This is a genomic window from Mucilaginibacter sp. BGA-UO-ETr-C110 (assembly GCF_059567985.1).
Genome location: NZ_JCAQPB010000002.1, coordinates 1,353,985 through 1,378,053, shown reverse-complemented (window position 1 = coordinate 1,378,053; position 24,069 = coordinate 1,353,985). Strand labels below are relative to the sequence as shown.

Annotated in this window: 18 protein-coding genes; 4 read left to right on the top strand and 14 right to left on the bottom strand. The window is 40.9% G+C overall.

The genetic code is table 11. The annotated features are described in order from the left end of the window. Positions 1 to 47 precede the first annotated feature (47 nt). Both AC57BQ_RS06900 and AC57BQ_RS06895 read left to right on the top strand, forming a co-directional pair. Positions 48 to 524 carry a VOC family protein gene (locus tag AC57BQ_RS06900; RefSeq protein ID WP_496405572.1) on the top strand — a complete coding sequence of 159 codons (477 nt, stop codon included), beginning with the start codon at positions 48 to 50 and terminating at the stop codon, positions 522 to 524. A 29-nt stretch (positions 525 to 553) separates the two neighbouring features. Next, positions 554 to 946, top strand: a complete 393-nt coding sequence (locus AC57BQ_RS06895; RefSeq protein WP_496405571.1) for an iron chaperone — start codon at positions 554 to 556, stop codon at positions 944 to 946. Positions 947 to 997: 51 nt separating this feature from the next. Here AC57BQ_RS06895 and AC57BQ_RS06890 read toward each other — a convergent pair whose 3' ends face one another. After that, positions 998 to 1,186, bottom strand: coding sequence for a hypothetical protein (locus AC57BQ_RS06890; protein WP_496405570.1), 189 nt, complete (start codon positions 1,184 to 1,186; stop codon positions 998 to 1,000). A 158-nt stretch (positions 1,187 to 1,344) separates the two neighbouring features. Continuing rightward, entirely contained in the window at positions 1,345 to 3,072 is a 1,728-nt protein-coding gene (locus AC57BQ_RS06885; RefSeq protein WP_496405569.1) for a glycoside hydrolase family 9 protein, read from the bottom strand. A 451-nt stretch (positions 3,073 to 3,523) separates the two neighbouring features. On the opposite strand from AC57BQ_RS06885, the gene AC57BQ_RS06880 reads away from it, so the two are divergent. Then, positions 3,524 to 3,865 (top strand): hypothetical protein, encoded by a 342-nt coding sequence (locus tag AC57BQ_RS06880; RefSeq protein ID WP_076369346.1) that lies wholly within the window; start codon positions 3,524 to 3,526, stop codon positions 3,863 to 3,865. Between the two features lie 35 nt (positions 3,866 to 3,900). On the opposite strand, the gene AC57BQ_RS06875 is transcribed toward AC57BQ_RS06880, so the two are convergent. The 9 genes from AC57BQ_RS06875 to AC57BQ_RS06835 form a co-directional block, all read right to left on the bottom strand. Continuing rightward, a complete protein-coding gene (locus AC57BQ_RS06875; RefSeq protein WP_496405568.1) occupies positions 3,901 to 5,616 on the bottom strand; it encodes a beta-N-acetylhexosaminidase in 1,716 nt (571 codons plus the stop codon). A 329-nt stretch (positions 5,617 to 5,945) separates the two neighbouring features. Further along, complete coding sequence (locus AC57BQ_RS06870) at positions 5,946 to 7,364, bottom strand: efflux transporter outer membrane subunit (RefSeq protein WP_496405567.1); 1,419 nt, start codon at positions 7,362 to 7,364, stop codon at positions 5,946 to 5,948. A 30-nt stretch (positions 7,365 to 7,394) separates the two neighbouring features. Next, on the bottom strand, positions 7,395 to 10,592 hold the full coding sequence (locus AC57BQ_RS06865) for an efflux RND transporter permease subunit (protein ID WP_496405566.1): 3,198 nt from the start codon (positions 10,590 to 10,592) through the stop codon (positions 7,395 to 7,397). 24 nt (positions 10,593 to 10,616) lie between these two features. Continuing rightward, a complete protein-coding gene (locus AC57BQ_RS06860; RefSeq protein ID WP_496405565.1) occupies positions 10,617 to 11,756 on the bottom strand; it encodes an efflux RND transporter periplasmic adaptor subunit in 1,140 nt (379 codons plus the stop codon). A gap of 293 nt (positions 11,757 to 12,049) precedes the next feature. Then, entirely contained in the window at positions 12,050 to 12,655 is a 606-nt protein-coding gene (locus tag AC57BQ_RS06855) for a TetR/AcrR family transcriptional regulator (RefSeq protein ID WP_496405564.1), read from the bottom strand. A 188-nt stretch (positions 12,656 to 12,843) separates the two neighbouring features. Further along, on the bottom strand, positions 12,844 to 13,368 hold the full coding sequence (locus AC57BQ_RS06850) for a DinB family protein (RefSeq protein ID WP_496405563.1): 525 nt from the start codon (positions 13,366 to 13,368) through the stop codon (positions 12,844 to 12,846). A 63-nt stretch (positions 13,369 to 13,431) separates the two neighbouring features. Then, the gene (locus tag AC57BQ_RS06845) at positions 13,432 to 14,295 is read right to left on the bottom strand and encodes an SDR family oxidoreductase (RefSeq protein ID WP_496405562.1); all 864 of its coding nucleotides are present in this window, start codon (positions 14,293 to 14,295) and stop codon (positions 13,432 to 13,434) included. Positions 14,296 to 14,398: 103 nt separating this feature from the next. Continuing rightward, positions 14,399 to 15,571 (bottom strand): MFS transporter, encoded by a 1,173-nt coding sequence (locus tag AC57BQ_RS06840; RefSeq protein WP_496405561.1) that lies wholly within the window; start codon positions 15,569 to 15,571, stop codon positions 14,399 to 14,401. Positions 15,572 to 15,621: 50 nt separating this feature from the next. Beyond that, positions 15,622 to 16,206: a Crp/Fnr family transcriptional regulator gene (locus AC57BQ_RS06835; RefSeq protein ID WP_496405560.1), complete on the bottom strand. Its 585-nt coding sequence runs from the start codon at positions 16,204 to 16,206 to the stop codon at positions 15,622 to 15,624. 164 nt (positions 16,207 to 16,370) lie between these two features. On the opposite strand from AC57BQ_RS06835, the gene AC57BQ_RS06830 reads away from it, so the two are divergent. After that, positions 16,371 to 17,531 (top strand): putative sensor domain DACNV-containing protein, encoded by a 1,161-nt coding sequence (locus tag AC57BQ_RS06830; RefSeq protein WP_255366970.1) that lies wholly within the window; start codon positions 16,371 to 16,373, stop codon positions 17,529 to 17,531. A gap of 63 nt (positions 17,532 to 17,594) precedes the next feature. Here AC57BQ_RS06830 and AC57BQ_RS06825 read toward each other — a convergent pair whose 3' ends face one another. From AC57BQ_RS06825 to AC57BQ_RS06815, 3 genes are read right to left on the bottom strand one after another with little or no spacing between them, the layout of a single operon-like run. Continuing rightward, a complete protein-coding gene (locus AC57BQ_RS06825; RefSeq protein ID WP_496405559.1) occupies positions 17,595 to 18,866 on the bottom strand; it encodes a glycosyltransferase in 1,272 nt (423 codons plus the stop codon). 32 nt (positions 18,867 to 18,898) lie between these two features. Next, entirely contained in the window at positions 18,899 to 21,487 is a 2,589-nt protein-coding gene (locus AC57BQ_RS06820; RefSeq protein ID WP_496405558.1) for a BamA/TamA family outer membrane protein, read from the bottom strand. A 52-nt stretch (positions 21,488 to 21,539) separates the two neighbouring features. Continuing rightward, a complete protein-coding gene (locus AC57BQ_RS06815; protein WP_496405557.1) occupies positions 21,540 to 23,894 on the bottom strand; it encodes a GAF domain-containing protein in 2,355 nt (784 codons plus the stop codon). Positions 23,895 to 24,069 lie beyond the last annotated feature (175 nt).

Below are 24,069 nucleotides of genomic sequence, written 5' to 3'. Positions count from 1 at the left end.
ACAAGTTGATAGCAAATCATATTAAAACAAATTAAGGAGAATACATTATGCAAAAGATCACCACATGCCTTTGGTTCAACGGTAAAGTTCAGGAGGCCCTCGATTTTTATACTTCGATATTCAAAAACTCAAAAATTTTAGATATTACCTATTATGGTGAAACACACCCGCAGTTAGCCGGGGAGATCCTGGTAGCCCGGTTTGAACTGGACGGACAGGGGCTCATGATATTAAATGGCGGCCCAGGATTTCCGCTCACTGAAGCGATATCACTATCTATTGATTGCAAAACGCAGGAAGAGATCGATTTTTACTGGAACGCTTTACTTGCCGACGGCGGAAAAGAGAGCCAATGTGGCTGGCTGAAAGACAAATTTGGCCTGTCATGGCAGATAGCAACATCAGAATTAGAGCAAATGCTGAAAGACAAAGACACTAAAAAAGCAAACGCTGTAATGATGGCCATGATGCAAATGGTTAAAATTGATATTCAAAAATTAAAGGATGCCTACGCGCAAGCCTGAGCATAATCAATTCATTATATTTAGCTGATATGAGGGGCTCTGATTTTCCGCCACCACGCGATGCTGAGGAATATATTGGGCAGCAACCAGCATCATTCAGGCCTACGCTTGAAGAGTTAAGGCATATTATATTAACTGCAGTACCGCAGGCAACAGAATCTATAAGCTACCAGTTGCCATGTTATAAATACCATTATATGCTGGTAGGTATTGGTGTGAATAAAAAGTTTTGCAGTTTTTATACCATGAACCCAGGCCTGGTAAAATCAATGAAAGAAGATCTTAAAAACGTCAGGGTGTCTGGTTCAACGCTTCATTTCGTTCCCGGAGAACCATTACCTGTTGAACTCATCAAAAAGATCATATCAGAAAGGATGATCCAGAACGAGATTCTGGCTTTATCCAAAAAAAGTAAAAAGTAGTCTTCATCTCTCAAATTCTTTAAACCAGATTTGAGAGATGTTTTTATTCCTTCAATCGGGTTGAATACGATCATCAGTTTCGATCACTTCTAAACCTCCGCGTTCATTTACACCATACTTTGAAAAAACCTGAGTGCCTTGAGGCTGATCTGGTGTGTTTTCCCGTCGCCTGGAAGGGCCCCGGAATGGTAATATCAGGATACATAGAAAAATACAGACCTTCATTATAGCTATCAGCATAATATTGATTTTGGTGCGACTTAAAACAGCCGCATTACAGCATAATAAAGCACATGATTGGTTGGGCTTTGCAGATATTTAGCCGCGGTTGATTAATCCTGGCTAATGAGTGCTAAGATAAAGAAATGATCAATAATTCTGAAATTTAGACCTTAATGTTACTCGGGTTCGGCTGTAGCCGTGATAGCTTGCAGGAACCATGCGGCATGAGGCAACCATTGTTCTGTCCAACGCCATTCGTTTCCCTTATCTTCGGTTTTAAAATCAATACCACTGCCATCAGGGTTACCTTCCTTACCGGTGATACCGTTGGATATCCCCCCTTTGCCAGATCCATGCCCAAAACTTGAGCTCATGTAGGGCACATTATTTTTACCAAACTGATACATGAAACACATGGAATATGGATTACAGCCCAGGATCCAGGATAATTGATCAGACGCATAAACAGCAAGATCCTTTTTTACTCCCCAACCTCCCTTTTGTGGGTAAACCAGGCGACCACCTACTATCGCGGCCGTTGCCAATGATCCTAACCGGGCGTTTTCACCTTGCCACCACCAGCCGGTTTCATTTTCATGCGGTATAAAAAAGCCATCTTTTATTTGATCGCCCAGGCGAAAAGTTTGCCGGGCATAGCCAAAGGGATTACTAACCTCATTGGTCACCCGCAGGTTATAATCAAGCGCTTTTTTAATAACGGTTAACGCTACGGCTCTTTCGGTCTGCTCTTTTTCCTTACTTAAGTACCGGCACAAAGCGATAACAGGTAAACCGGCATCGGAGGCATGCCAAAATGGGCGCCCCTGATCATTACTGATAAAATAACCTACAGGACTCATCCGCTTCTCTATATTCTTTGCCCGTTTACGGGCCTCTTCATGATAAAATGAACTGTCTGTAGCTATCCAAAGTTCGGTAGCTGCCATCAAAGCACAGTAGTCATCAATGATGTTTTCTTTACCATCATCATCGTATTTGGTATTATTTATGAGCAGATGGGCAAAAGCACGTTTGGCAGCGGCAAGATATTCGGCCGATTTAAAATCTCCGTCCTTTTTTAAAGTGGAGATACGAGCCAATGCAGCTATCCCCATCCCTCCACCTTCGCGAAAAGCGCATTGATATTCGTCGGTTGTTACACTGTTAGCTCTTAATCCAACAATCCGACGTGCTTTGGGGTCTTTACTGAAATAGCTAAAAACGGTCATATAAAAATATCCTTCTTTTGATAACGAACGCATGATGTAATCAGCGCCCCATAAGGCCTCATTGGTCATGTTATCATTGGCGTGAAGTTGTTGCAATAAATCGGGTATAGTCTGCACCGCGTTAACCATTGACCAGGTAACCAACGGAATCTGCTGTGGCGACATATAATTGGCATAAGCCAGGTGAGAAAAGTATTTACTTACATCGCCAGAGGCATCGCACCAGCCACCGTGTACGTCTGCCGTTTTATTGCTACCATAAAGTATTACGGCTTTATCAACATCAAGCTCGGTTGGCGTATTGGCCCTTTGCTTGTTATAATAACTAATAATAGATGGAAGCGTATTCACGGCAAGCGCGTTCTCGCTTACCTCAAAACTGTCAGAAAGATAAGATTTACCATTTACACTGATACTTAATTTATACTTACCGCTTTGTTTAAATGATGAAAAATCTGCCTGGTAAAAAAAGGCGTTCTTAACCCAATCATTTATCTGTTCGGGCCCTTTTAGTGTACCGATAAAAACAGATTTACCTGATGAATTGATCAGTTTAAAAGATAAGCCGCTTAGTTTAATATCATTACGGATAACCGCCGTTTTTGCTCCCCGAACATCAAAAGCAACCTGATTAATATAAATTATGGGCGCTGCTTGCGTAATAAATGCAAGCACGATTAAAAAACAGGTCAATAATATTTTGAATTTGGAGATGTGGCTCATTTTTTTGCTGACAAAAATTTGTATGTGCAAATTACTAATTAATATCCCCCTGATTTTATGAACTGTTTTAAATAGGGCATCATTTGCCCCTATATTACCTCTACAGCATACTGATTTACTCCCACACAACTCATCAAATAACTGATCACCCTGAATTTTCAGAATGAGAAAAATCGGGACGGAAGTTTATTGAATAATATAGTCCCTTTACACATTAATTTACTTAGCTTTGAAAAATCATGCGGTAACATCATGGAGAGCCTGCAGCTCATCGTTACCTTTAATTTAACAAACAATAATTTTCAATAAATAAGATCAGGAAATATCGCCGGTTCTTATAATCGTTTTAATGCCCTTGTAGAATAATACCTCACAAGGGCTTCATTTTTTATAGAAGCATAGTATGGAAGAAAGAAAGTTTTTAGCTACCTGGCAAAGGTATATGCCGGTTATTCGTTTGCATTTGAAAAAGAGCCTGAATGAAGATCAGCAGTTTAAATTGAATATAACAGATTTTGAATCGGCGGGTGGCCGCAGCAAAACAGGATATACCTTTAACATCAGTATGGAAAATGGTAAGGTGACCAATAATATCAGCGGCTCGCCTGTAGCTCGTGATCTTTATGAAGCTATCAGAACAGACGAAGCTGTAAAGGCTTTGCTACTGGATAAAAACGTTAAAATAAGTGTAGGTAAATCATTTATGCTCACCATAAAAACAACCCATCTTTCTACTTACAGATAGGTTTTAAAACATAAAAAAAGGAAATAACCAATTGGTTATTTCCTTTTTTTATGAGATCTTTTTAAGCTTTTATGATCCTTCTTCGAACTTGTATGTTTCCGGCTTATTTTTCCATGTTCCCTTTTTGAAGCATGACGAACATATGATCGCGCTTTAACCAGCCTGATACGTGGTACAAAATCAACAACTTCCGGATGAAAAGATGGGTCGAACGGATTATAGTAATAAACACCAGCAGCATCGTAATTCTTAAAGTCAGCTTTTAATTTGTCGGTAAAAGCCAGTTCATTCTTTTGTTCTGGTAAAGTCCATGCAGCTTCAGCCAACCCGGCAATTCGCGGGAAAAGCATAAAATCAAGGCGTTTTTCGGATTCTATCGTTTCTGTCCAGATATTGGCCTGTACACCCACAATAAGTTTTGAATTTAGCTCATCAGCAGGCACTTGCTTATCGGGGAAATTATAAACATCCGTTACCCTGTTAAATACCCCATTCCAATTCCTGCCAGCTACAAGGCCGGTATCCTGCAAAAAATCAAAGTAAAGCGGCAAACGCGGGCAAAGCACTACCTGGTAATTTTTCTGAAGCGCCAGGTGTAACTGACCAGGGAGATTTTGTCGCCACCAAAAAATGATCGTTTTATCAGGAGGTAAATTTCCCCCTGTGGCCTCGTCCCAAGCCAGTATTTTGCTGTTCAAACTGGTAACGGTGTCCGCCATCCGTTTAAAAAAGTACTGTTCCAACTGGTTAACACCATCAAAATTCTTTTTTTGCATCATACGTGCAATAGCTGTATCCAACGACCAAGCTTTAATACCAAAAGAAACTTCATCACCACCCAAGTGGATCATATGTGCCGGAAATAATGAATTTGTTTCTTTGATGATATCTGCCAGATACTGGTAAGTATTTTCATTGGCAGGGTTAAAGGTAAAATTGGGGTATCCGGCAACACTTCCACCGGTAAATTCCGGATATGCCTTATTGGCAGCAGTTGCATGCCCGGGCATATCAATTTCTGGTATTACTGTTATAAACCGTTGCGCTGCATAAGCTACAATTTCACGAATCTCATTCTGGGTATAATATTCAGCTTCGGCAGAGGTGTCACTGTAATTGCCCATACCTCCTATCGTAGCCAGCTTAGGATACTTTTTGATCTCAATGCGCCATCCTTGTACATCAGTCAGGTGCCAATGAAACTTATTCAGTTTATAATAAGCCATCCAGTCAAGCAGTTGCTTTACTTTTTCTTTGCCAAAAAAATGCCGTGATTCATCAAGCATAAGGCCCCGCCATTGGTAACGTGGGGCATCGGTTATTTTACAGGCTTGTATGCAGATGTTGTTGTCATTATCGGCCTGCTGATCTTTCACAAGCTGCAGCAATGACATTAATCCATAAAAAACACCTTCTTTATTTGATGCCGAAACGGTGACACGCTCTGGTGTTATATTCAATGTATAGGCACCTGGTATTGTTGACGTGTTAGTTAATACAAGGTCAATTAAGCTTTCAGAGCCAGTGCCGTTTTGCACAAGGGCCACACTTTTTGCTTTGTATATCTCTTTCTGAGCGTAAGTCACCAGGGCCAATAAAGCGGTATCTTTTGTGCCGATGGTAGTGCGATTATTTAAATAAAATTGCCCAACCGCCTTAGTAACCGATTGAGGTTGCGGGATGATGTTTAAGTTTTGGGCCTTTACGCAAACAGAAAATAAAAGAAATGCTGCTAATAGTTTAAATTTCATTCAATAAAAAGTTCAAATCAATCCGGGTGCCGCTATGATAACAAAAATCCGGCTATTTCAAGGTAATTTATTTGCAATAAGTACAATTGGTGATTGGGTGGGTATATATTTCCTGGAACAGGGGTTGCTTACAATCAATACAATACGGCTAATTTAAAATCATTAAGAGAGATCAATCCGCTCCATGGTGTACCTAATGATAATACCTTTTTAGGATTTACAAGCTGTACTCATTTCAACGTATCCGGCTTATAAAAACAATCTTTAATAAAAAAAGCGGCCCCGTAAACATAGGGCCGCTTTACATATATATTGGGTGGAGTTATTTTTTATTTCCAACCACCGCCTACTGAGCGGTACAGGTCTGATACAGCGTTTAAGCGTGCATTTTGTACAGTTGCCAGATCAAGCTCGCTTTGCAATACATTGCTTTGAGCAGTGATCACTTCCAGGTAAGTAGCCTGTCCGTTTCTGAACAACAAGTTGGCATTGCTGGTAGCTTTTTGTAAAGTGCTTACACGATCAGCAATAATGCCTTGCTGTGTTTTCAGTTTTTCGATCTTTACTAAAGCATCAGATACCTCACCAACAGCATTTAAAACAGACTGCCTGAACTGTAAAACAGTTTTTTCACGGTCAACCAGTGCAACTTTGTACTGTGTTTTCAACTGCCTGTGTTGTAATAATGGCTGAGCTACCGCGCCGGCCACAGTACCAAATAAAGAAGCCGGGATAGTAAACCAGTTGCTTGCTTTAAAAGTATTCAAACCACCGCTTCCGGTGATAGTTAGTGACGGGTACATGTTAGCCTGTGCTATGCCTACGTTTGCATTGGCAATAGTTAAGGCTAACTCAGCGCTTTTCACATCAGGTCTGCGGCTTACTACTGCGGACGGTACACCTGCTGATAAATTTTCAGGTATAGCCACTTCTTCTAAACGAGCAGTACGTTCAACCCTGTCAGGAAGTGAGCCAGTTAATATTTTTATGGCATTTTCCTGAATAGCGATATTCTGTTCAAATCCCGGAACTAACTGGGCCGCAGATAAGCGTTGTGCCTCGGCCTGTTGTACAGCTAATAAAGTGGTTTGACCTGCATCAAATTGTAAACGGATAATGCGCAAAGTGCTATCATTAAGCTTTACATTTTTTTGTGCTATAGCCAGCTGGTCATCCAGCATCAACAGGTTATAATAACCTTGTGATACACTGGCTACAATATTAGTCTGAAGCAACTTTTTAGCTTCGGCTGTTTGCAGATACGATGCCAGCGCAGACCTGCTCTGATTGCGGATCTTGCCCCAGATATCAGCTTCCCAGGTTAAAGCCAGGTTAGCATTGTAATCTTCCACATGCTTGGTACCCAGAAACTGGCTTGTACTTAAACCATTCAAACTATTATTAGATGGTCTGTTGGTATTAGCCGTTACATTCAAGTTAAGCTCAGGAACATAGTTCCATTTTACCTGTTTAAACAATAACTGTGACGCCTCGATGTTTTTAACAGCGATCTGCATATCGTAATTTTTCACGATAGCACTATCAATCAGTTTTTGCAACGTAGCATCGGTAAAAAAGCTCTTCCATTGAACATCGGCAATGCTGCTGGTATCGCTGGTGTTGGCTGCGTTTCTGAAAGTAGCAGGCAGCTCTGCTTTTGGGGTAGCCACATCCTTTGATACTTTACAAGCGCTTATGAAGACAGCCATCAGTATTAAAAAGGAGTATGGATTTATATATCGTTTCATTTTCTTTTGATTATTTGTAGCTATGCCTGATTAATTTTTAGCCAGTTCAAAGTCTGTTACATGAACATCTTTACCACCATTATTTGCCGGTGCTTTAGGTGTTCCTGAAACTTTTTCCTGCAAGTATTGGAATATCACAAACAGTACCGGTATGATGAATAAACCCAGGATTACACCTGAAAGCATACCACCTGCTGCACCTATACTTATAGAGTGGTTACCTTGTGCAGATGGACCGGTAGCGATACTCATCGGGAACAAACCAAACACGAAGGCTAGTGATGTCATGATGATTGGTCTTATCCTTAACCTTGCTGCTTCTATAGCCGAATCAACCAAAGTATGACCTGCTCTTCGTCGCTGTACCGCATATTCCACAATAAGGATGGCGTTTTTGGCTAACAGACCGATGAGCATGATCAAGGCTACCTGTACGTAGATGTTGTTTTCGATACCGGTTAAACCTAATACTACAAACACACCGAATATACCTGTAGGTATTGAAAGTATTACCGCCAATGGCAGGATATAACTTTCATACTGTGCTGATAATAAGAAGTATACAAATATCAAACAAAGCATAAATATCACAGCTGATTGTCCGCCTGAAGAAATTTCCTCACGTGTTTGACCAGAGAACTCATAAGCAAAACCATTTGGCAATTGCTCTTTAGCTGTTTCCTCAATTGCCTTAATAGCATCACCAGAGCTGAAGCCCGGTTTAGGAATAGCATTTACCTCGATAGAGTTAAACAGGTTATAACGCGAAGCAGTTTCTGAACCATAAACACGGGTTAATTTAACCAGGGTATTGATAGGCACGGTTTCTCCTGCCTTATTTTTAACAAATACACGATCAATAGATGCAGGGTCGGTTCTGTCGGCAATATCAGCCTGAACTATCACACGATAGTATTTACCAAAGCGGTTAAAGTCTGAAGCTTGCGCCGTACCAAAATAAGCCTGCATAGTTGATAAAATGTCTCTGACACTTACTCCTAATTGATTGGCCTTTTCATCATCAACTTCTAACTGTAATTGAGGATAATTGGCTTTATAAGAGGTAAAGGCATAAGCGATTGCTGGTTTTGCCATCAGCTTTCCTATAAAGTTATTGGCTACGCCGCTAAATTTATCCAATCTGCCATTGGTTCTATCCTGTAGCTGTACGTCCAAAGCTTCTACGTTACTAAATCCGGGAACAGTTGGAAAGCTGAACACGAAGAAGGTACCGCTTGGTATACCAGCTAATTTTCCTCTTATTATATTTTGTATATCATCAATATTCTTAACGGCTCCCCTGTCTTTATTAGGTTTTAACAACAAGAAGATCTGACCTGCTGATGGGCTGTTAGATAACGTTAAAAAGTTAAAACCAGACAACGCCATCACAAATCGTGCTGATGGCAATCCTCTCAACTCTTTTTCGGCCTGGTTAATTATTTTACTGGTATTGGCTAATGAAGTTCCGGATGGTGTTGAAACAGCGATAGCCACAAATCCTTGATCCTCAGTTGGAATAAAGCCCGTTTTTGTTCTGTTTACCAGGTAAACTGTAGCAACAACGATTAATGCAAGGCCAGCCATACTGATCCATTTATTACGGATCAGGATCTTTAGGGCCCCAACATATCTCGTGGTCATATAGTTAAAACCACCGTTAAAGCCTGCGTAAAATTTCTCGGCAAAACCTTTTTTAGGTGCTTCATGACCATCAGCTGTATGCTTATTCTTTAAAAATAAAGCTGCCAGGGCAGGGCTTAAAGTTAATGCGTTAACAGCCGAAATAATGATGGCGATAGACATTGTTAATGCAAACTGCCGGTAAAATATACCCGTTGAGCCTGTCATGAAACTAACCGGTAAAAACACCGCCGCCATAACCAATGTAATAGATATAATGGCACCGCTAATTTCGTGCATAGCCTCGGTAGTTGCCTCTTTCGGGGTAAGGTTCGGATTATCCTCCATTTTGGCATGCACCGCCTCCACCACCACAATCGCGTCATCCACCACAATACCGATGGCCAATACGAGAGCGAACAAGGTTAAAAGGTTAACAGAGAAACCAAAGAGGTTCATGAAGAAGAAGGTACCAATAATGGCCACCGGAACTGCTATGGCCGGGATCAATGTTGACCTGAAATCTTGCAGGAATATAAACACTACGATAAACACCAGTATAAAAGCCTCTACCAATGTATGCTCAACCTGGTCAATTGATTCATCAAGGTCGGTTTTAGTACGATAAAACTGATTGTATTTGATACCTACCGGGAAATCCTTTGATAATTTTACCATCAGCTTATCAATGGCAATCTGGATTTCATTGGCGTTCGAACCCGACAATTGTATAATACCAATAGTAATACCTTCGTGTCCGTTTAAGCGGTTCACACTACTATAGCTATAAGCACCCAGTTCAACACGTGCCACATCTTTTAAACGTAACACAGAACCATCTGTATTTGCACGGATAGCAATATTTTGATACTCCTCTGGTGTTGTAAGCTTACCTTTATATTTAATTACATATTCAAATGCTTCATTACTTCGCTCCCCTAACCTACCAGGCGCTGCTTCCAGGTTTTTGTCCTGTATAGCGGCCATTACTTCGGCGGGCGTAATTTTGTAAGTTGCTAATTGAGTAGGATTTAACCAAACACGCATAGAGTAATCCTTAATACCGCCAAATACACTGGCAGAACCTACACCCGGGATACGTTTGATCTCCGGAATAATATTGATCTGTGCATAGTTATTTATAAAGGTCGCGTCGTATTTCTTGGTATCTTCTGAGTAAATACCCATAGCGCCAATAAAACTATTTTGCTGCTTGGTAGTAGTTATACCATATTGTACAACCTCTGCAGGTAACTGGCTTGTTGCTTGTGAAACACGGTTTTGAACGTTCACAGCCGCCTGATCGGGGTTGGTGCCTTGTTGAAAATAAACCGTGATACCCAATGTACCATCATTACTGGCGGTGGAAGTCATGTAGGTCATGTTTTCCACACCATTGATCGCTTCTTCCAATGACGGGGTCACGGAACGTAAAATAGTCTCGGCATTAGCGCCCGGGTATACAGCTGAAACCAATACCGACGGAGGCGCGATATTCGGAAACCGCTCTAAGGGCAGTTTTGTTAAACCAAGCACACCAACTATCACCAATAATATGGAGATAACAGTTGAGAGTACCGGTCTTTCTATAAATTTCTGAAACATGACTTTAAAGTTTAAGTGTATGTATTAGTTTTTTGTTACGGCAGCAGCTACTTTATCTGTAGCCTTTTGAGGTTGGATCACCATACCCTCTTGTAATTTATCGACACCGCTTAACACAATCTGGTCGCCTACTTTTACGCCGTCCTTAACAAGGTAATTGTCGCCGTTTTTGCCAACAATGGTAATAGCGTTCTTTTTCACCTTACTGCTATCACCTACGGTAAATACAAATACTTTATCCTGCATATCAACAGTTGCTGATTCGGGTATTATTAAAGCATCTTTATGTTCCAGGCTCAAACGAACTTTACCGGTGTTACCTGAACGTAACAGACCTTGCTGATTAGCAAAACTTGCACGTACAGTAATGGCGCCGGTGTTTTTGTCGAACTGACCATCGATCATATCTATTTTACCTTGTTTGGCATATTCGGTACCATCTGCCAACAATAAAGATACTGCCGGTAGTTGTTTTAATTTTTCGCCCAGGGTTTGACCAGGATATTGTTCTTTAAAGTTTACAAAATCTTTCTCGCCCAATGAGAAATAAACGTGTACCTCGTGTACGTCTGACAATTGAGTAAGTGCATCAACATCTGTTGGAGCTACTAAACTTCCTTGTTTTTTAATTAACCTGCCAATGTAACCACTTACTGGAGCTTTGATCAGGGTATAACCCAAATTGATCTGAGCGGTTGATATGTTTGCCTTAGCTTGTTCAATGTTTGCTTTTGCAACCTGATTGGTCGCTTTAGCAGTTTTTAACTGATATTCAGAAACTACTTTGTTTTCAACTAATGGTGTTAACTTATCAATTTCCAGTTGTGAATTAAGCTGGGTTGCTTCAGCAGCGTGTAAAGCGGCAATCGCGTTATTTAAAGCTGCACGGTAAGGTTGTTCGTTAATTTTAAAGATTGGCTGACCAGCGCTTACAAAAGCACCTTCGTCAACAAATACTTTATCTAAAGCACCACTCACTTGTGGGCGTATCTCTACATTAACAGTACCTTCTATTGATGCAGGATATTCCTGGTAAGTAGTTTGTGTGCCTGCTGTAACAGCGGCTACGGGTAAAGATGGTGGTGGTGGAGCTTGCTGTGTTTGAGGCTTTGAAGAACAACCATATAATGAAAGTGCTAAAAGCGCTAAAATGAAACTTTTCATAAATAATTAATTTTTGATGATGATAAATGATAGAGATTGAAATGACCTTGCGGTCTGCATATATGTTGATTGAGTTATGTTCATGTGTATTATGATCTGATTGTATGTAGCTAACACTCCTGGTAAGCTGTGCTTGTTTTAACAGCTTTAAGCTTCTTAATGCTGTTGATGAGTAAAATGTAAAAATTGATGTCCATGATTGTATGTATTTATATGTTTGATAGATAGATGTTTAAACTTTATATGTTTAACAGTGTTAAATTATTTAACATTGTTTTAATCTGCGCAAATTTTTAAACCCGTTCGATTGATTTGATGATTGTTCCAATAGCATCCTTTAATACCTGTTGGTTCATTTCATCAGAGTAACCTCTGCGCAGGATATTGATCGAGATCAATCCATGTACTACAGACCAAAAGGTATAGTACTTTAAACATACCATATCCTTGGTTGGGTTTTCAATGTGCATGAGTTCAATAATAGCCTGGCTGAATTCGTTGTACGGGCCTTCCGATTCTTCGAGAGTTGCCACCATATCACAGCAGCAATTCATTTCTACTCCGAACATCAGTTGATAAAGCTCTTTGTTCTCCATCGCGAAGTCCCAATAAGCCAACCACATGGCTTCCAATTGTTTTGCCGGCAACTTATGTTTGGCCCTCACCTCTTGTAGGTCCCTGGTCAATATCAGGTAGCCCTTTCGGGTAAGCTCCAACAGGATAGCCTCTTTGTTGGCAAAGTATTCATATATAATGGGCGCGGTATATTCAATCACATCGGCAATTTTACGCATGCTCAAAGCCTGCCAACCCTCCTCTTTTACAATATGGAGAGAAGCATCCAGGATACTGATCCTGGTTTCTTCTTTTAAGCGTTGTATCCGTTCTTTGCTTGCCACTTTTTTACTTAATTAAATTATTTAACAGTGTTAAATGATTTTACAAAAACAACCGGGATTTATTTCAGCTCCCGGTTTTTAACGCCTGTTAATTCATTTAACAGCGTTAGGCAAAAGTATAAAGGATCTAAACTTTATTTACCATCCTTTTGTCAAAATCATTTCATTGAATTGTCAGGTAAAACGCTTTAGGCCTTTGTTTTACTTAATAAGTAAATCAATTGCCCTAAATGATAACCCTGATGAATAGTTCTGTTGATCAAAATATTCAGTTTGTTGCGATGCGGTTCCTGCTCAAAGTCGGCTGTGGATATAGCGCTGTGTTTCGCAAACCAGGCTTCAGCCGGTAATGCTTCCATCTGTTGTTTGAGCTGTGTGTTTACGTTATTCCAATAAGCTTTTAACTCCACTATGGATGGTTTTTCCAGATCAGCAGCTTCCGGATTTTTCACAAACAGATCATCCAGCTCAGGATGAAGCCTTTCTCCCAGTTCCAGATAGGTGAACATGCCATCGCTTACAGCGGTCAGGTGCCCCAGTAGATAAACCCCACTGTTACGACCGGGGGCAGTTTGTGCAGCCAGTTGATCATCGGTTAGTTTATCTAATAAACTATTAAGGCGGGTATTTTGTAATTCCCAGTTAGATATAGCCACTTTAACTGCTGTGTTCAGCAGTGATAGTGCATTGGTTTCGGTTATAGTATTGCTCATGTTATGGTGGTTTTTGATGATTAAAAGCCCGACAAAAAACGCCGGACTTTTAATTTGATGCAATTATAAGCTAACTCCATAGTTTTTAGCCCATCTGCTCTTGATTTCGGCACGAGATTTTACAAACTCATGATCTGTGCCCTGTGCAATGGCATCCAACGGAAAACGTAGCGGGCGTGTACCCTTTTCTTTATTGATCAGTTCCAGCACACCATCGGCTATAGTTTGCGGATCCATTTCAAATTCAGCCATCTTGCCAAATAAGGCTGCACCTACCGCGTTAAATGCGTCAACTGCTGCACTTCCATAGGCTGCTACAATATCTTCCTTGTCGGCATTAACCCCAGGCTTAACGCCGGTATTCATTTCTGTTGGATATACACCACTTTGGATAGATACATTTTCAATCCCATAATCCTTCAGCTCATGCTGAAAACCCTCCGTAAGCGATTCCATGGCAAATTTAGAAGCCATATAAGGAACCATGAACGGTACCGTAAAACCACTGGCACCAGTTGAAAGATTAATGATCAGCCCGTCTTTACGGGCCCGCATAGATGGTAATACCGCATTGTAAGTACGCAGCACACCATAAAAATTCACTTCGAACAAGCGCCGTACCTGATCAAGCGTATAGGCTTCGGCTACGCCAAAACCTGCTACACCGGCATTATTCACCAATACATCTATGTGGCCATATTTAGCAAGACTTTTTTCGAAGGTTTCCTGAACAGAGGTATCACTGGTTACATCAAGCTCCACTACATCAACACCTGGCCATGCAGCAAGTTCCCTGGCAGCATCTTGATTCTTACCGTCTATACCACGCATGGCGGCAATTACGGTATGCCCCTCTTTTGATAATGTTTGGGTTATTAACTTTCCGAATCCGGTACTTGTGCCGGTTACTAAAACTATCTTTTTCATTATTGTTATGTTTTTATTTACATAACAAAGGTGAGGTAAGTGCCAAAGCTGCCAAATGACATAAAGCAGAAAATAGTCTTGACATTTATCAAGTTTTCCGCCTTTATGGTGTACCCACCACAGCTTCGGTTTGCGGTTTAAGCTTTGATACCATGACGATGATCAAAGCTCCGAAACCCGCCACTATGCCAAAAGCCCAGCGTAATCCAGCTGCCTGGGCTATAAAACCGACAGCCGGGGGTATAATCAAAAAACCAAGGTAGCCTACGGTTGATATGGCGGCCAATGCCTGCCCGGTATTCATACTTTGAGACTTACCTGCCATACTAAATACCAGTGGCACCACACAGGATACCCCCATCCCCACCATAGCATAACCCACATAAACTGTGTAATTGTATGGCAATATGACAGAAAACAGCAGCCCTGTAAATATTAAAACACCACTGAAACTAAGTACCTTTTTTATACCTGCGGAAGCTACCAACTTATCGCCGGTAAACCGGCCAATGGTCATGGATACCATATACACTACAAATGCTGCTGTTGCCGCCGGTTTTGAGGCGTGAAGTACTTTTTGAAAGTATATACCGCTCCAATCGTACATGGTATTCTCACAGGCCATAGATGCAAAGCAGATCAATGAAAACTTGATCAGGTGTTTATCGGGTAAGGTAAAAACAGACCGATTGATCTTATTAACTGGTTTTTCGTAGTAAGCATGGGGATAAAAGATCAATGTTATAATGATCATGCTTATCCCTACAAATAGTAAGTGGTAAGATGGGGCAACATTAAAAGATACCATCAAATACCCCACAGCAGCTCCAGCAAAGCCTGCCATACTCCAGATACCATGAAAAGTAACCATGATAGACCGGTCATAAAAGCCCTGTACACTCACAGCCTGCGCATTTACCGACAGGTTGAATATATTACGTGCCGAACCGAAGAAAAAGAGCAGCACCACCAATTGCCATATATAAGCTGTAAAACCAGGCAAACACAGTAAAAGATTAAAGGCAATAGCACCCACCAGCATAATGCTCCGGCTGCTGAAATGCTTTAACATTTTTGCGGTTATCGGTATGGTAAGCATCAAACCGATAGGCAAAGCAAATAATACAGCTCCTAACTGCCCCTCATTGAGATGTAACTGTTGTTGTATTGATGGAATGCGTGAAGCCCACGATGAATACCCAAACCCCGAAATAAAAAAGAATACCCCGCAGGCAATTCGTAATTTTAATTTCCCGGGAGTTGTAACCTGATCCATACCTGTATTAAAGTGGCAAAAGTATGGATAATTTACAAGTGCAGCTACTATTACTTCAAAGTCATCTGCTTGCGGATGCGGCTTAATGTTTCGGGAGAAATACCCAAGTAAGAGGCGATCATATTTTGAGGAAAACGCTGTAGAAATTCAGGGTAAGTATTCAGTAAATCGGTAAACCGTTCTTCAGCAGTTTGACTGATGGATGAGTGTATCCGTTTTTGATGGGATACATAGCTCCGCTGGTTCATTTTTGATATCATCGCGTCTACGGCCGGAACCTTCGACTTTAACTCATCCAAATGTTCGCTGCTTATTTGTAAGAGCTCTGTGTCTTCTATGGCGTCAATATCGTAGTTGCAAGGCGTATTGGTGGTAAAACTTTCATAATCAGCCATCCACCAGCGTTCAATACCAAATCTTACTATATGCTCAATGCCTTTGTCATCTACAGAATATTGTCGCATAGCACCCTTACAAACGAACGAAAGATATTTGCATACATCACCTTTCTGTAACAGGTATTGCCTTTTGCGCAGCTTTTTGGGTTTAAAAGCAGCCTGTATCATTTCAAATTCCTGATCCGATACCTCCATTAATGAGTAATCAATAATATATTGTAAGAGCGTTTGGTACATAGCAAACAAATATCAATATAAAGACAATGTGCCTCTATTATAAAATTAAGATATTACTTTACTAAAACAGAATTATCCGTTAATTGCAATTTTGAGCTATTTGTTTGTGCCAGCAGGTAAATAGCATTATTTTTGGTAACACAACAAGCATTCTATTGAAAAAAATGAAAACCAGCAGCATGACCTCTGAACCTACTTATAAAGCTGCCCGGGTTGTAGCACCTTCGGTTGAAAGACATTTTAAATATTTTCATTCTTTGGTTAATGCCAACGCCGATGTAGATGTTGCCGCCCCCACTCCTGATGTTAGCATCATTGAAAACATAATTGATATAGCATTTTGGGCAAGTCTGCGCCGGGAAGAAGGGTATTCGCCAAAGTTTACGTTGGCATTCCTACCACCCGAAAGTGCCGGGCAACCCCTCTTGTTTGGTCATAAAATACCACTGGCACCAAATATCCTGACCAAGTTTGCCTCCGCTGTTCAGCAGCCGGGTATACATCTAGGTGTATGGATTGAGGATGGTGAGCTTTATGTTTGGGGTACCACACTGGCCATACCCGCTTATTGCTTTGTATTGGAAGTGATAGAACCAGGTCTGTTAGTTATTAAACACCGCCGTGTTGATGGCTTTGGTAAATTTGTAAACATCGCTATACTGAAAGGTGATGATATTAAAGTGGTAGATGAGCAAGGTTCAACCCTTTCCGATTGCCCCACCATACTCACTTCCATGCTTGATTTTACCCTACCGTCCTCCTGGAACGACCCAGTGAATGTGTTGGTACAGCTGGCAGCTTCCATGCAGGCGCACCGTCGTGGCGGGATCTTGCTGGTAGTACCCTCTGAAAATGACGACTGGATGGAATCGATCATTACACCGATATCCTACCCCGTAGCCCCGGCTTTCTCGGGTCTTACCGACCTGATGATACATGAGGGAATCGAAAAATACCATACCTCCTGGCAGGAAAAACTGCGCAGGGCTGTGGATACCATCGGTGGACTAACCTCTATAGACGGAGCAACAGTAATAAACGATAAGCACGAGTTACTGGCCTTTGGCGCCAAGATCGGCCGATCGTCTAAAAGCGTTCGGGTCGAGGAGATCATTGTTACCGAACCTGTGGTTGGCTGCTCTACCAAGATAATCCATCCAGCGCAAAACGGAGGTACAAGGCATTTATCGGCCGCTCAATTTGTATTCGATCAAAAGGATGCTATTGCCCTGGTGGCTTCTCAGGATGGCCGTTTTACAGTTTTTGCATGGTCGCCAGTGGTGAATATGGTTCATGCACACCAAATAGATATTTTGTTGCTGTAAACTTGGTTGAGAACAAATCCAAAAGAGAAAATGTTCAATCCTTTGAACAAGGGTTGGAAAATATTAGCGGGTTGGAAAATTAAAATAGTTTTCCAGCTCATTTAGAGCATTTTCAAGGCCGTTTTCGTTTCTTATTCTCTCCGCCATAAGTAATACACATTGTTCAACTTCGTTGGTTTGCACTTTTTCAATCGCCTCCAATAGTTTACTTGTCTTTAACTGCTTAAGAGGTATATGTATACCCAATCCTTTACGCTCAATTATTTTACCCCAGGCTGGTTGATCGGTATAGAATGAAATAATAATAACCGGCAGATTGTTGCGAAGCATGGCAGCCAGTGTACCGGCACCACCATGAAAAATACCAATCTTACATTTGGGTAAGATGTTGTCATGGTTTACATATTTGGTAACGAAAAGATTTTTATGAATAGGTAAATCATGATATAAAGCCCAGCCTGTGCAAAACAAAATACGCTCGTTGGTACTATTCAATATTTCCTGTAAAATATCAGTGAACTTATCGCTATTACCCATACCGTTACTCCCAAAGCCTATATAAATAGGTTTTTCTCCCTGTTCAAGCCAATTAATTAAACTTTGGTCATCCTTTTTGGATGCATCAGTTTCCAGTTTTTCAATGGGAACGGATAAAAAGCCTGTTATTTTATGGTTGCCTTCCCAGTCGCGGGGCTGCGGAATTAAAGATGGACTTATACAATACAGATCTAAAGGTTGGGCTTTACCTATATGCGTTATCAGATTTTCTTTCAACTCTGGCAAACCCAGCTCCCGGCGAAACTCATTAGTTTCTTTTTTTACAAATTTCCAGTAAAAGCTGTGTGCTATTTTATAGGTTAATTTATTGTACCAACCAAAGTTCAAAAAATCAAAGTCGCTTAGTGGAAATTCCGCGGTAGGCACTACCGGTGGCATAAAATAACTTAAAGCCAACTTTTTATTTTGCTTTTCGGCAATAGCACTCACAATGGGCAATGTTGCCGAATTAGCAATGATAAAATCTACCTGACTTATACCTTCTATATAGCTTTTACGTAAAGGAACTCTGATGCTATAAAGTACCTTAAAAAAATACTTCATCAGCTTAATGGTATTTTCGGTTTGCAGTACACTTTGCCCCTCCGACGAATTCATTATTTGCTCAGCATCTCCATAAAGCGGGTGAAACTTTATACCAAAGCCCGAAACAAGGTCTTCAAAGTTCTCTGGCGCTGATAAGGTGATCTGATGGCCCCTGTCCATGAGCCCTAAAGCTAAAGCAATATAGGGTTGTACATCACCTCTTGTGCCGTAAGTATAAATACCTATATTCATTTATTTGTTAAATAGGGATAGGTAGTAAATCATTAAAATCTGAAACCTATTGATATATAAGGCAAAGCCCCTTCCTTAGAAAAACCAACCACACCTTCAATTAACACCAATTGAGCCGGAATGAGGTAGATACCGCCTCCATAACCATCATGCCATTGATCGGATGATTCTCCCGGTTGCCATACCCGACCTACATCATTAAAGCCAATGATACCTAATGAACCCGGTAAGAGGTATGAGCTAAAATCAAGCACTTTCAGCCGCAATTCCAGGTTATTGTAAGCAATGGTTTTGCCCGTGAACCTGTTGGTATGAAAACCTCTGAAATTTTGCGCTCCGCCCAGCTTCATCAGTTGAAAATAAGCTGCATCACCTACTGTGGTACCCAGGCCAGTGCGATTGGCTATCACCAAAACAGAATCCCTGTCGGGGTTTAAATAGAAACTAAACTCCGACAATATCTGCCCATAGGTATTATGGCTGCCTGAGCCACCACCGGAAAATCCACTGATGGTTGTATTCCACAAAACCCCTTGCGTGGGTATAATCAGCTTGTTACGGGTATCCAGCCGGGCATTGGCGGTTACTCCTCCATAAACTTTGGTGCCAAATACTTTTTCATTGGAGTATGCCTGGTTATAATCATTCAAAAAACGCTCGGTGTTGTTTGATGCCTGGCTATTATAAAACTGTCCGGCTAAACCAGCGCTTATACGCCAGTTATCATAGGTATGATGCAACGAAACATCGCCTGTAATATAATCATACCGGTTACGGTAGTAGGAGATCTTGTGATCGCCTTTATTTTCAAAAACGGTATTGTTACCTATCCCAAAGAAATTACTAAGGTTATTTGGCCCTCTCGACAGTATGTTAATGCCAAAATCATTATTACCGATCAGTTTTTTCCACTCCGCCACGTAGGTGAACAACAACGATTTCCGCTCGAGCGAATAATTGGTTAAAAATTCTTCCCTAAACGAATAAGGTTCTTTGCGGAAACCATGCTTCTCATAAGAAAAACCACCGATCAACAATATCCCGATATCATTACTGTAATTGGCTAAAATAATAGGTTCAAACCGGTCGAATTTATAGCTGGTTTTATCATAACTGTTTACAGTAGTATCCGTGGATGTTTTATTTTTTGCCTGCGATGTTGGCGGCAGCTTATTCTGCTGATCTGAACGATCATAGATATATAGATTAGGTTTATTATGCAAACTATCGCTCACAGCGAAACTATCCATGCCATCCCCGCCAACCATGCGTACCTTGATGGGTGAAGGCTGGCTACCTGTAACTGAAAAAACGTCATCACCAGCAAAACCGTAAAGCCTTACTTCTTTGGTTACAGCGGGTATAAATGTGCGGTGATAGGTTACCTTATCAACGCTGCCATCCTTTTTGATCTTGTTAACCGTTACAGTTAAATCGCCATTCGATTCATTATGAACAGTGAATTGATCTGTTTTATCACTTGCCGGGATCTCTACTTCGCGCGATATAAAGCGGTAATATTCCAGCGCTTGTTTGGCAAGTCCATTCCTACGGGCTATCATTTTATTGGCTATCTCTTTACCTGAAAGCTGGTAGATGGTGTCAGGCATTAATTTCATGGCCTTGTTGATCAGCTCATCTGTTAATTTGGATTGCACATAACTGATCTGCTCTTTCCAGTCATCTTCACTCAACTGGTTTAAAAAGTAACGGTCAAAATACCGGGCATTAAAATTCCAGCCATTAATATCCCTGATCTCATTGCTATAACCCTGAAATTTTGATTTTAACCATTGATGGGCTACTATCCAGGGTAATACCCCCGATGTTTTGTAATACACCTGGTCGCGATCGCGGGGTACAGGCTCATAAATTGTTTCGTGCTTGCCGTCTATTTTTTCCCAGCGCCATTGATCCTCGTGCCTGTCCCAGTCGCCCAGGAGCATATCCAGTAGTCGTGCCCTTAAAACCGTCTTTTCATTAACCCGGTTATCATTATCGTCCTGTAATTTTCGCTGTACTTTTGCGGTATTATCGGTTTTGTCGGCATCAAGGGGTTCGCGTTCCTCAAATAAAAAAACCTGGTTAGCAAAATCCTTCCGGTAATCGCCCAGCGCGGGATCGTCAGGAACATAAACAATTTTGGGGTTGGAATGCGGTACACCCAGTGCCTGGGCCAGTGGCGGCACGGTAAGGGCCGAAAACGGATGTGCTGCAGATACCTGATCCTGTAATATATCTTTAGCAACAGTAGGCCTTAGATCAACCGGCAGCCCCTTTTCGGGATATTTTTGAATGGTACGTAACACCCACTGCTGCCCGGTAGAATCCTGCAGACGCAATGATTTGGTTTGCTGTCCCCCACCCTTTTGCAGAATTTTTAAGCCGCCTTTTTCTGAGGCAATATGAAATATGGGTAACTTAACCGGTGCGGCCCAAAGCTTCCGGTAACTCTCGCCAAGGAAAAACCGGTGGGTTTTGCTCACATCGTTATAGGTAGGCTCAATAGCCAGTTTTATGCTATCGCCTGTAACCTGGGCTTTTAAACTTTGCTGGCCTAACAGAAAAACTCCCGTTAAAAACAGGAATAATAATTTAAACACGTTTTTAGCAGGCCGCATGATATGGTTTTTGTTTTGCGATAGTAGAACTATTGCATATTACAAAATAGTTTTATTTTTCTAAAGCTATTTCGTAATTAACACCAACCCTAAGCGCCTTTAAGCCGGTAACACCCTGCAATTCTTCCAATTCAAGCTGTTCCAGATCATCCAACAATATGTCCTCTTCCTGTAGATATTTTATATATTCCAGATATTCGGCAGCCTCTGTCTGGTTAAAATAAACCATGGCTATTTTACCGGGCTGGGTTAAACGTTCAATGGTTCCGGCTATTAAAACCTTATCGATACGTTTTTTGACCACCTCGTACCTGATGTTATAGGCACCTTCCACATCAAAACGTCTTTCGTCATTTCTGAAACTGATATCTATAGGATTTGAGTGTATAAATATCAGTTGTGTGGTTAGTAAAGGCCTTGAAAGCTGCTCGGTTAATCCATGTGTAAGCCTGGCAATTTCGGCCATTGATTTGAGCTGCCACAAACGGATGTTCTTTAAATACAAGACATCAAACATCTTTTCCGGTGCTATAGATTGCCCTATATAAATATCATATTCCACCCCATCTGTACGGAATTTTTCAAAATAACATGGGTATGACCCCTGTACTTCTTCCTGCACCTGTTCCAGGTAATGATTGATGGAGGTATTGATGAGTTGCATGGAAGCCTCCAGGTTACGCCTGTTGGTAAACGACACTCCATTCTCTTCGCCAAGCGAATCAAAGTAGCGGTCAATCACTTCTTTTTCATTGGGATAATTTTTCCGGAAATGATCAAGAAAAGGATTAACCTCATTATTCAGAAACCCGTCGAGCATCAACTCATCATTGGTGGTTATAAAGCCGTTCACTTTTTCCAGCCACTCTTCACATTTAAATATCAACCTGTCGGTCAATGTAAGGTGAATATGTTTTTTTAATATCGTCAGCGTTTCCATAATAATGGTCAGCAAGGCCTTTAGATCCTCCTGTAAAGCACTATTACGTTCGATGGTAGAGTTACGGATGTCAACAGCGCCGAATAAAGGGTATACATTATCAAAAACTACAGTCTCTATTTCCTGGTTTTTCTTTTTCCGGTTACTTTTCTTCAGATAATTCCAGGCAACTTCATTAAACTTCCACTGAACCGATGGTTGCAGCGAGGTGAATTTGTCCTTAATAATGGTTTCTATGCGGAACGAAAACTGGTCGATACTATTTTGCAGCAATTGTGCTACCAGCGGAATGGCCGCCTGTAATTTTGACAACAATTTTTCATAAAACACGATCTCCTGGTAAGAATAAACTTCCATGATACCCGCCATCTTTTTGTTGTAATAAACCGGGAAGATACCATACGATTTAATACCGGCCTGCTTTAAAACATTTAGAAAGGGATGCTTTGATATCTTTTCGTCGGTGAGCGATCTGAAAAATATGGGTTTCGGATTCAGCTTGTAATCGTCGGTAATGGCATAAAATGTTTCTTCGGCCAGGCTAAATTCCTTTGCCGATGAGATCAGTACACTTTGAGAGCATTCATTGGTATCGAATATCAATTTATTATTGACCGTTAAAAAGGGCAATAATCCAAACTCAATGGCCGGATTTTCGGAAAGCGTTTTCAATGAATCGATGATCAAATCGTACTGATCAGCTTCTTTATTGGAATGGTTAACCAATTCATTGCGGATACTTTCAATCGCGTGAGGAAGTGTTACATCTGTGAGGGTTATCACCGTAAAACCCTCAAACTTAAAATTAGAAAGCGGTAGTATATCTTCTAAAATATCTATCCCCTCGTAATCATTAATATAGGGTTCAATGGCATCAAAATTGATCTCAGGCAAGTCGCCAACTAATTTTATATTAACAAACTGCGTGTTGGTCTGGATGTTATAATAGCGTGAAAGCCCGGTTTCTGGATCGGCATTGGTAAACAGCATTTCATTTTTTGACACCGCTGTAAAACCGTATAAGCGTTCCAGTATCAGGTTATATATAAAACGTTTCTGTCGCTGGCTAAACAACTCACCCTGGCTCATATTTACCGCATGTAAGCTGGATTGATTGCTGGAGTGGAAATCGAAAAAAGCATCGGTACTAAAGAATATTTTTTCAGGTACGGGTGTACTCAGGGCCCAAAAAAACTCTTGTTCATTTAAAATAGGTGGTGTAAGTATGCTATAGATCAATTCGAGCATTTCCCGGTACTTTTCAGCATCTTCGGGGTGCATATCCAGATCAATACAGGTGTCTTGTTCAAATTTATTTAATACATACCTGTAAAATTCACTTTTAAGTGTTTTCTCAGTTTTTATGCGCTCCTTTAAATGCTCCACGAAGGGATTAAATGACAGGCAGGTATCTACCTGGCATAAAAAACAGTCATCCTTATTTATATTTAAAACTTCTGTGTGCATTATTATATAGAATTACCCTGTTAAAAAATCTAAAAACTGTTGAAAGATACGGGTACTACCCTTCTTCAGATTGGCTGGTTATTCTTTTTATTGCCGCGAATTTGTCACAACGCTTAAAATACATTTGCCATGTCAAAGGTATAACTATCAATGGCTTTTGTAAGTAACAGATTTG

Bases quoted from the DNA above. Each gene is read 5' to 3' on its own strand.
- AC57BQ_RS06900 (WP_496405572.1), top strand. From the start codon at position 48: ATGCAAAAGATCACCACATGCCTTTGGTTCAACGGTAAAGTTCAGGAG.
- AC57BQ_RS06895 (WP_496405571.1), top strand. From the start codon at position 554: ATGAGGGGCTCTGATTTTCCGCCACCACGCGATGCTGAGGAATATATT.
- AC57BQ_RS06890 (WP_496405570.1), bottom strand. From the start codon at position 1,186: ATGCTGATAGCTATAATGAAGGTCTGTATTTTTCTATGTATCCTGATA.
- AC57BQ_RS06880 (WP_076369346.1), top strand. From the start codon at position 3,524: ATGGAAGAAAGAAAGTTTTTAGCTACCTGGCAAAGGTATATGCCGGTT.
- AC57BQ_RS06875 (WP_496405568.1), bottom strand. From the start codon at position 5,616: ATGAAATTTAAACTATTAGCAGCATTTCTTTTATTTTCTGTTTGCGTA.
- AC57BQ_RS06870 (WP_496405567.1), bottom strand. From the start codon at position 7,364: ATGAAACGATATATAAATCCATACTCCTTTTTAATACTGATGGCTGTC.
- AC57BQ_RS06865 (WP_496405566.1), bottom strand. From the start codon at position 10,592: ATGTTTCAGAAATTTATAGAAAGACCGGTACTCTCAACTGTTATCTCC.
- AC57BQ_RS06860 (WP_496405565.1), bottom strand. From the start codon at position 11,756: ATGAAAAGTTTCATTTTAGCGCTTTTAGCACTTTCATTATATGGTTGT.
- AC57BQ_RS06850 (WP_496405563.1), bottom strand. From the start codon at position 13,368: ATGAGCAATACTATAACCGAAACCAATGCACTATCACTGCTGAACACA.
- AC57BQ_RS06845 (WP_496405562.1), bottom strand. From the start codon at position 14,295: ATGAAAAAGATAGTTTTAGTAACCGGCACAAGTACCGGATTCGGAAAG.
- AC57BQ_RS06840 (WP_496405561.1), bottom strand. From the start codon at position 15,571: ATGGATCAGGTTACAACTCCCGGGAAATTAAAATTACGAATTGCCTGC.
- AC57BQ_RS06835 (WP_496405560.1), bottom strand. From the start codon at position 16,206: ATGTACCAAACGCTCTTACAATATATTATTGATTACTCATTAATGGAG.
- AC57BQ_RS06830 (WP_255366970.1), top strand. From the start codon at position 16,371: ATGAAAACCAGCAGCATGACCTCTGAACCTACTTATAAAGCTGCCCGG.
- AC57BQ_RS06825 (WP_496405559.1), bottom strand. From the start codon at position 18,866: ATGAATATAGGTATTTATACTTACGGCACAAGAGGTGATGTACAACCC.
- AC57BQ_RS06820 (WP_496405558.1), bottom strand. From the start codon at position 21,487: ATGCGGCCTGCTAAAAACGTGTTTAAATTATTATTCCTGTTTTTAACG.
- AC57BQ_RS06815 (WP_496405557.1), bottom strand. From the start codon at position 23,894: ATGCACACAGAAGTTTTAAATATAAATAAGGATGACTGTTTTTTATGC.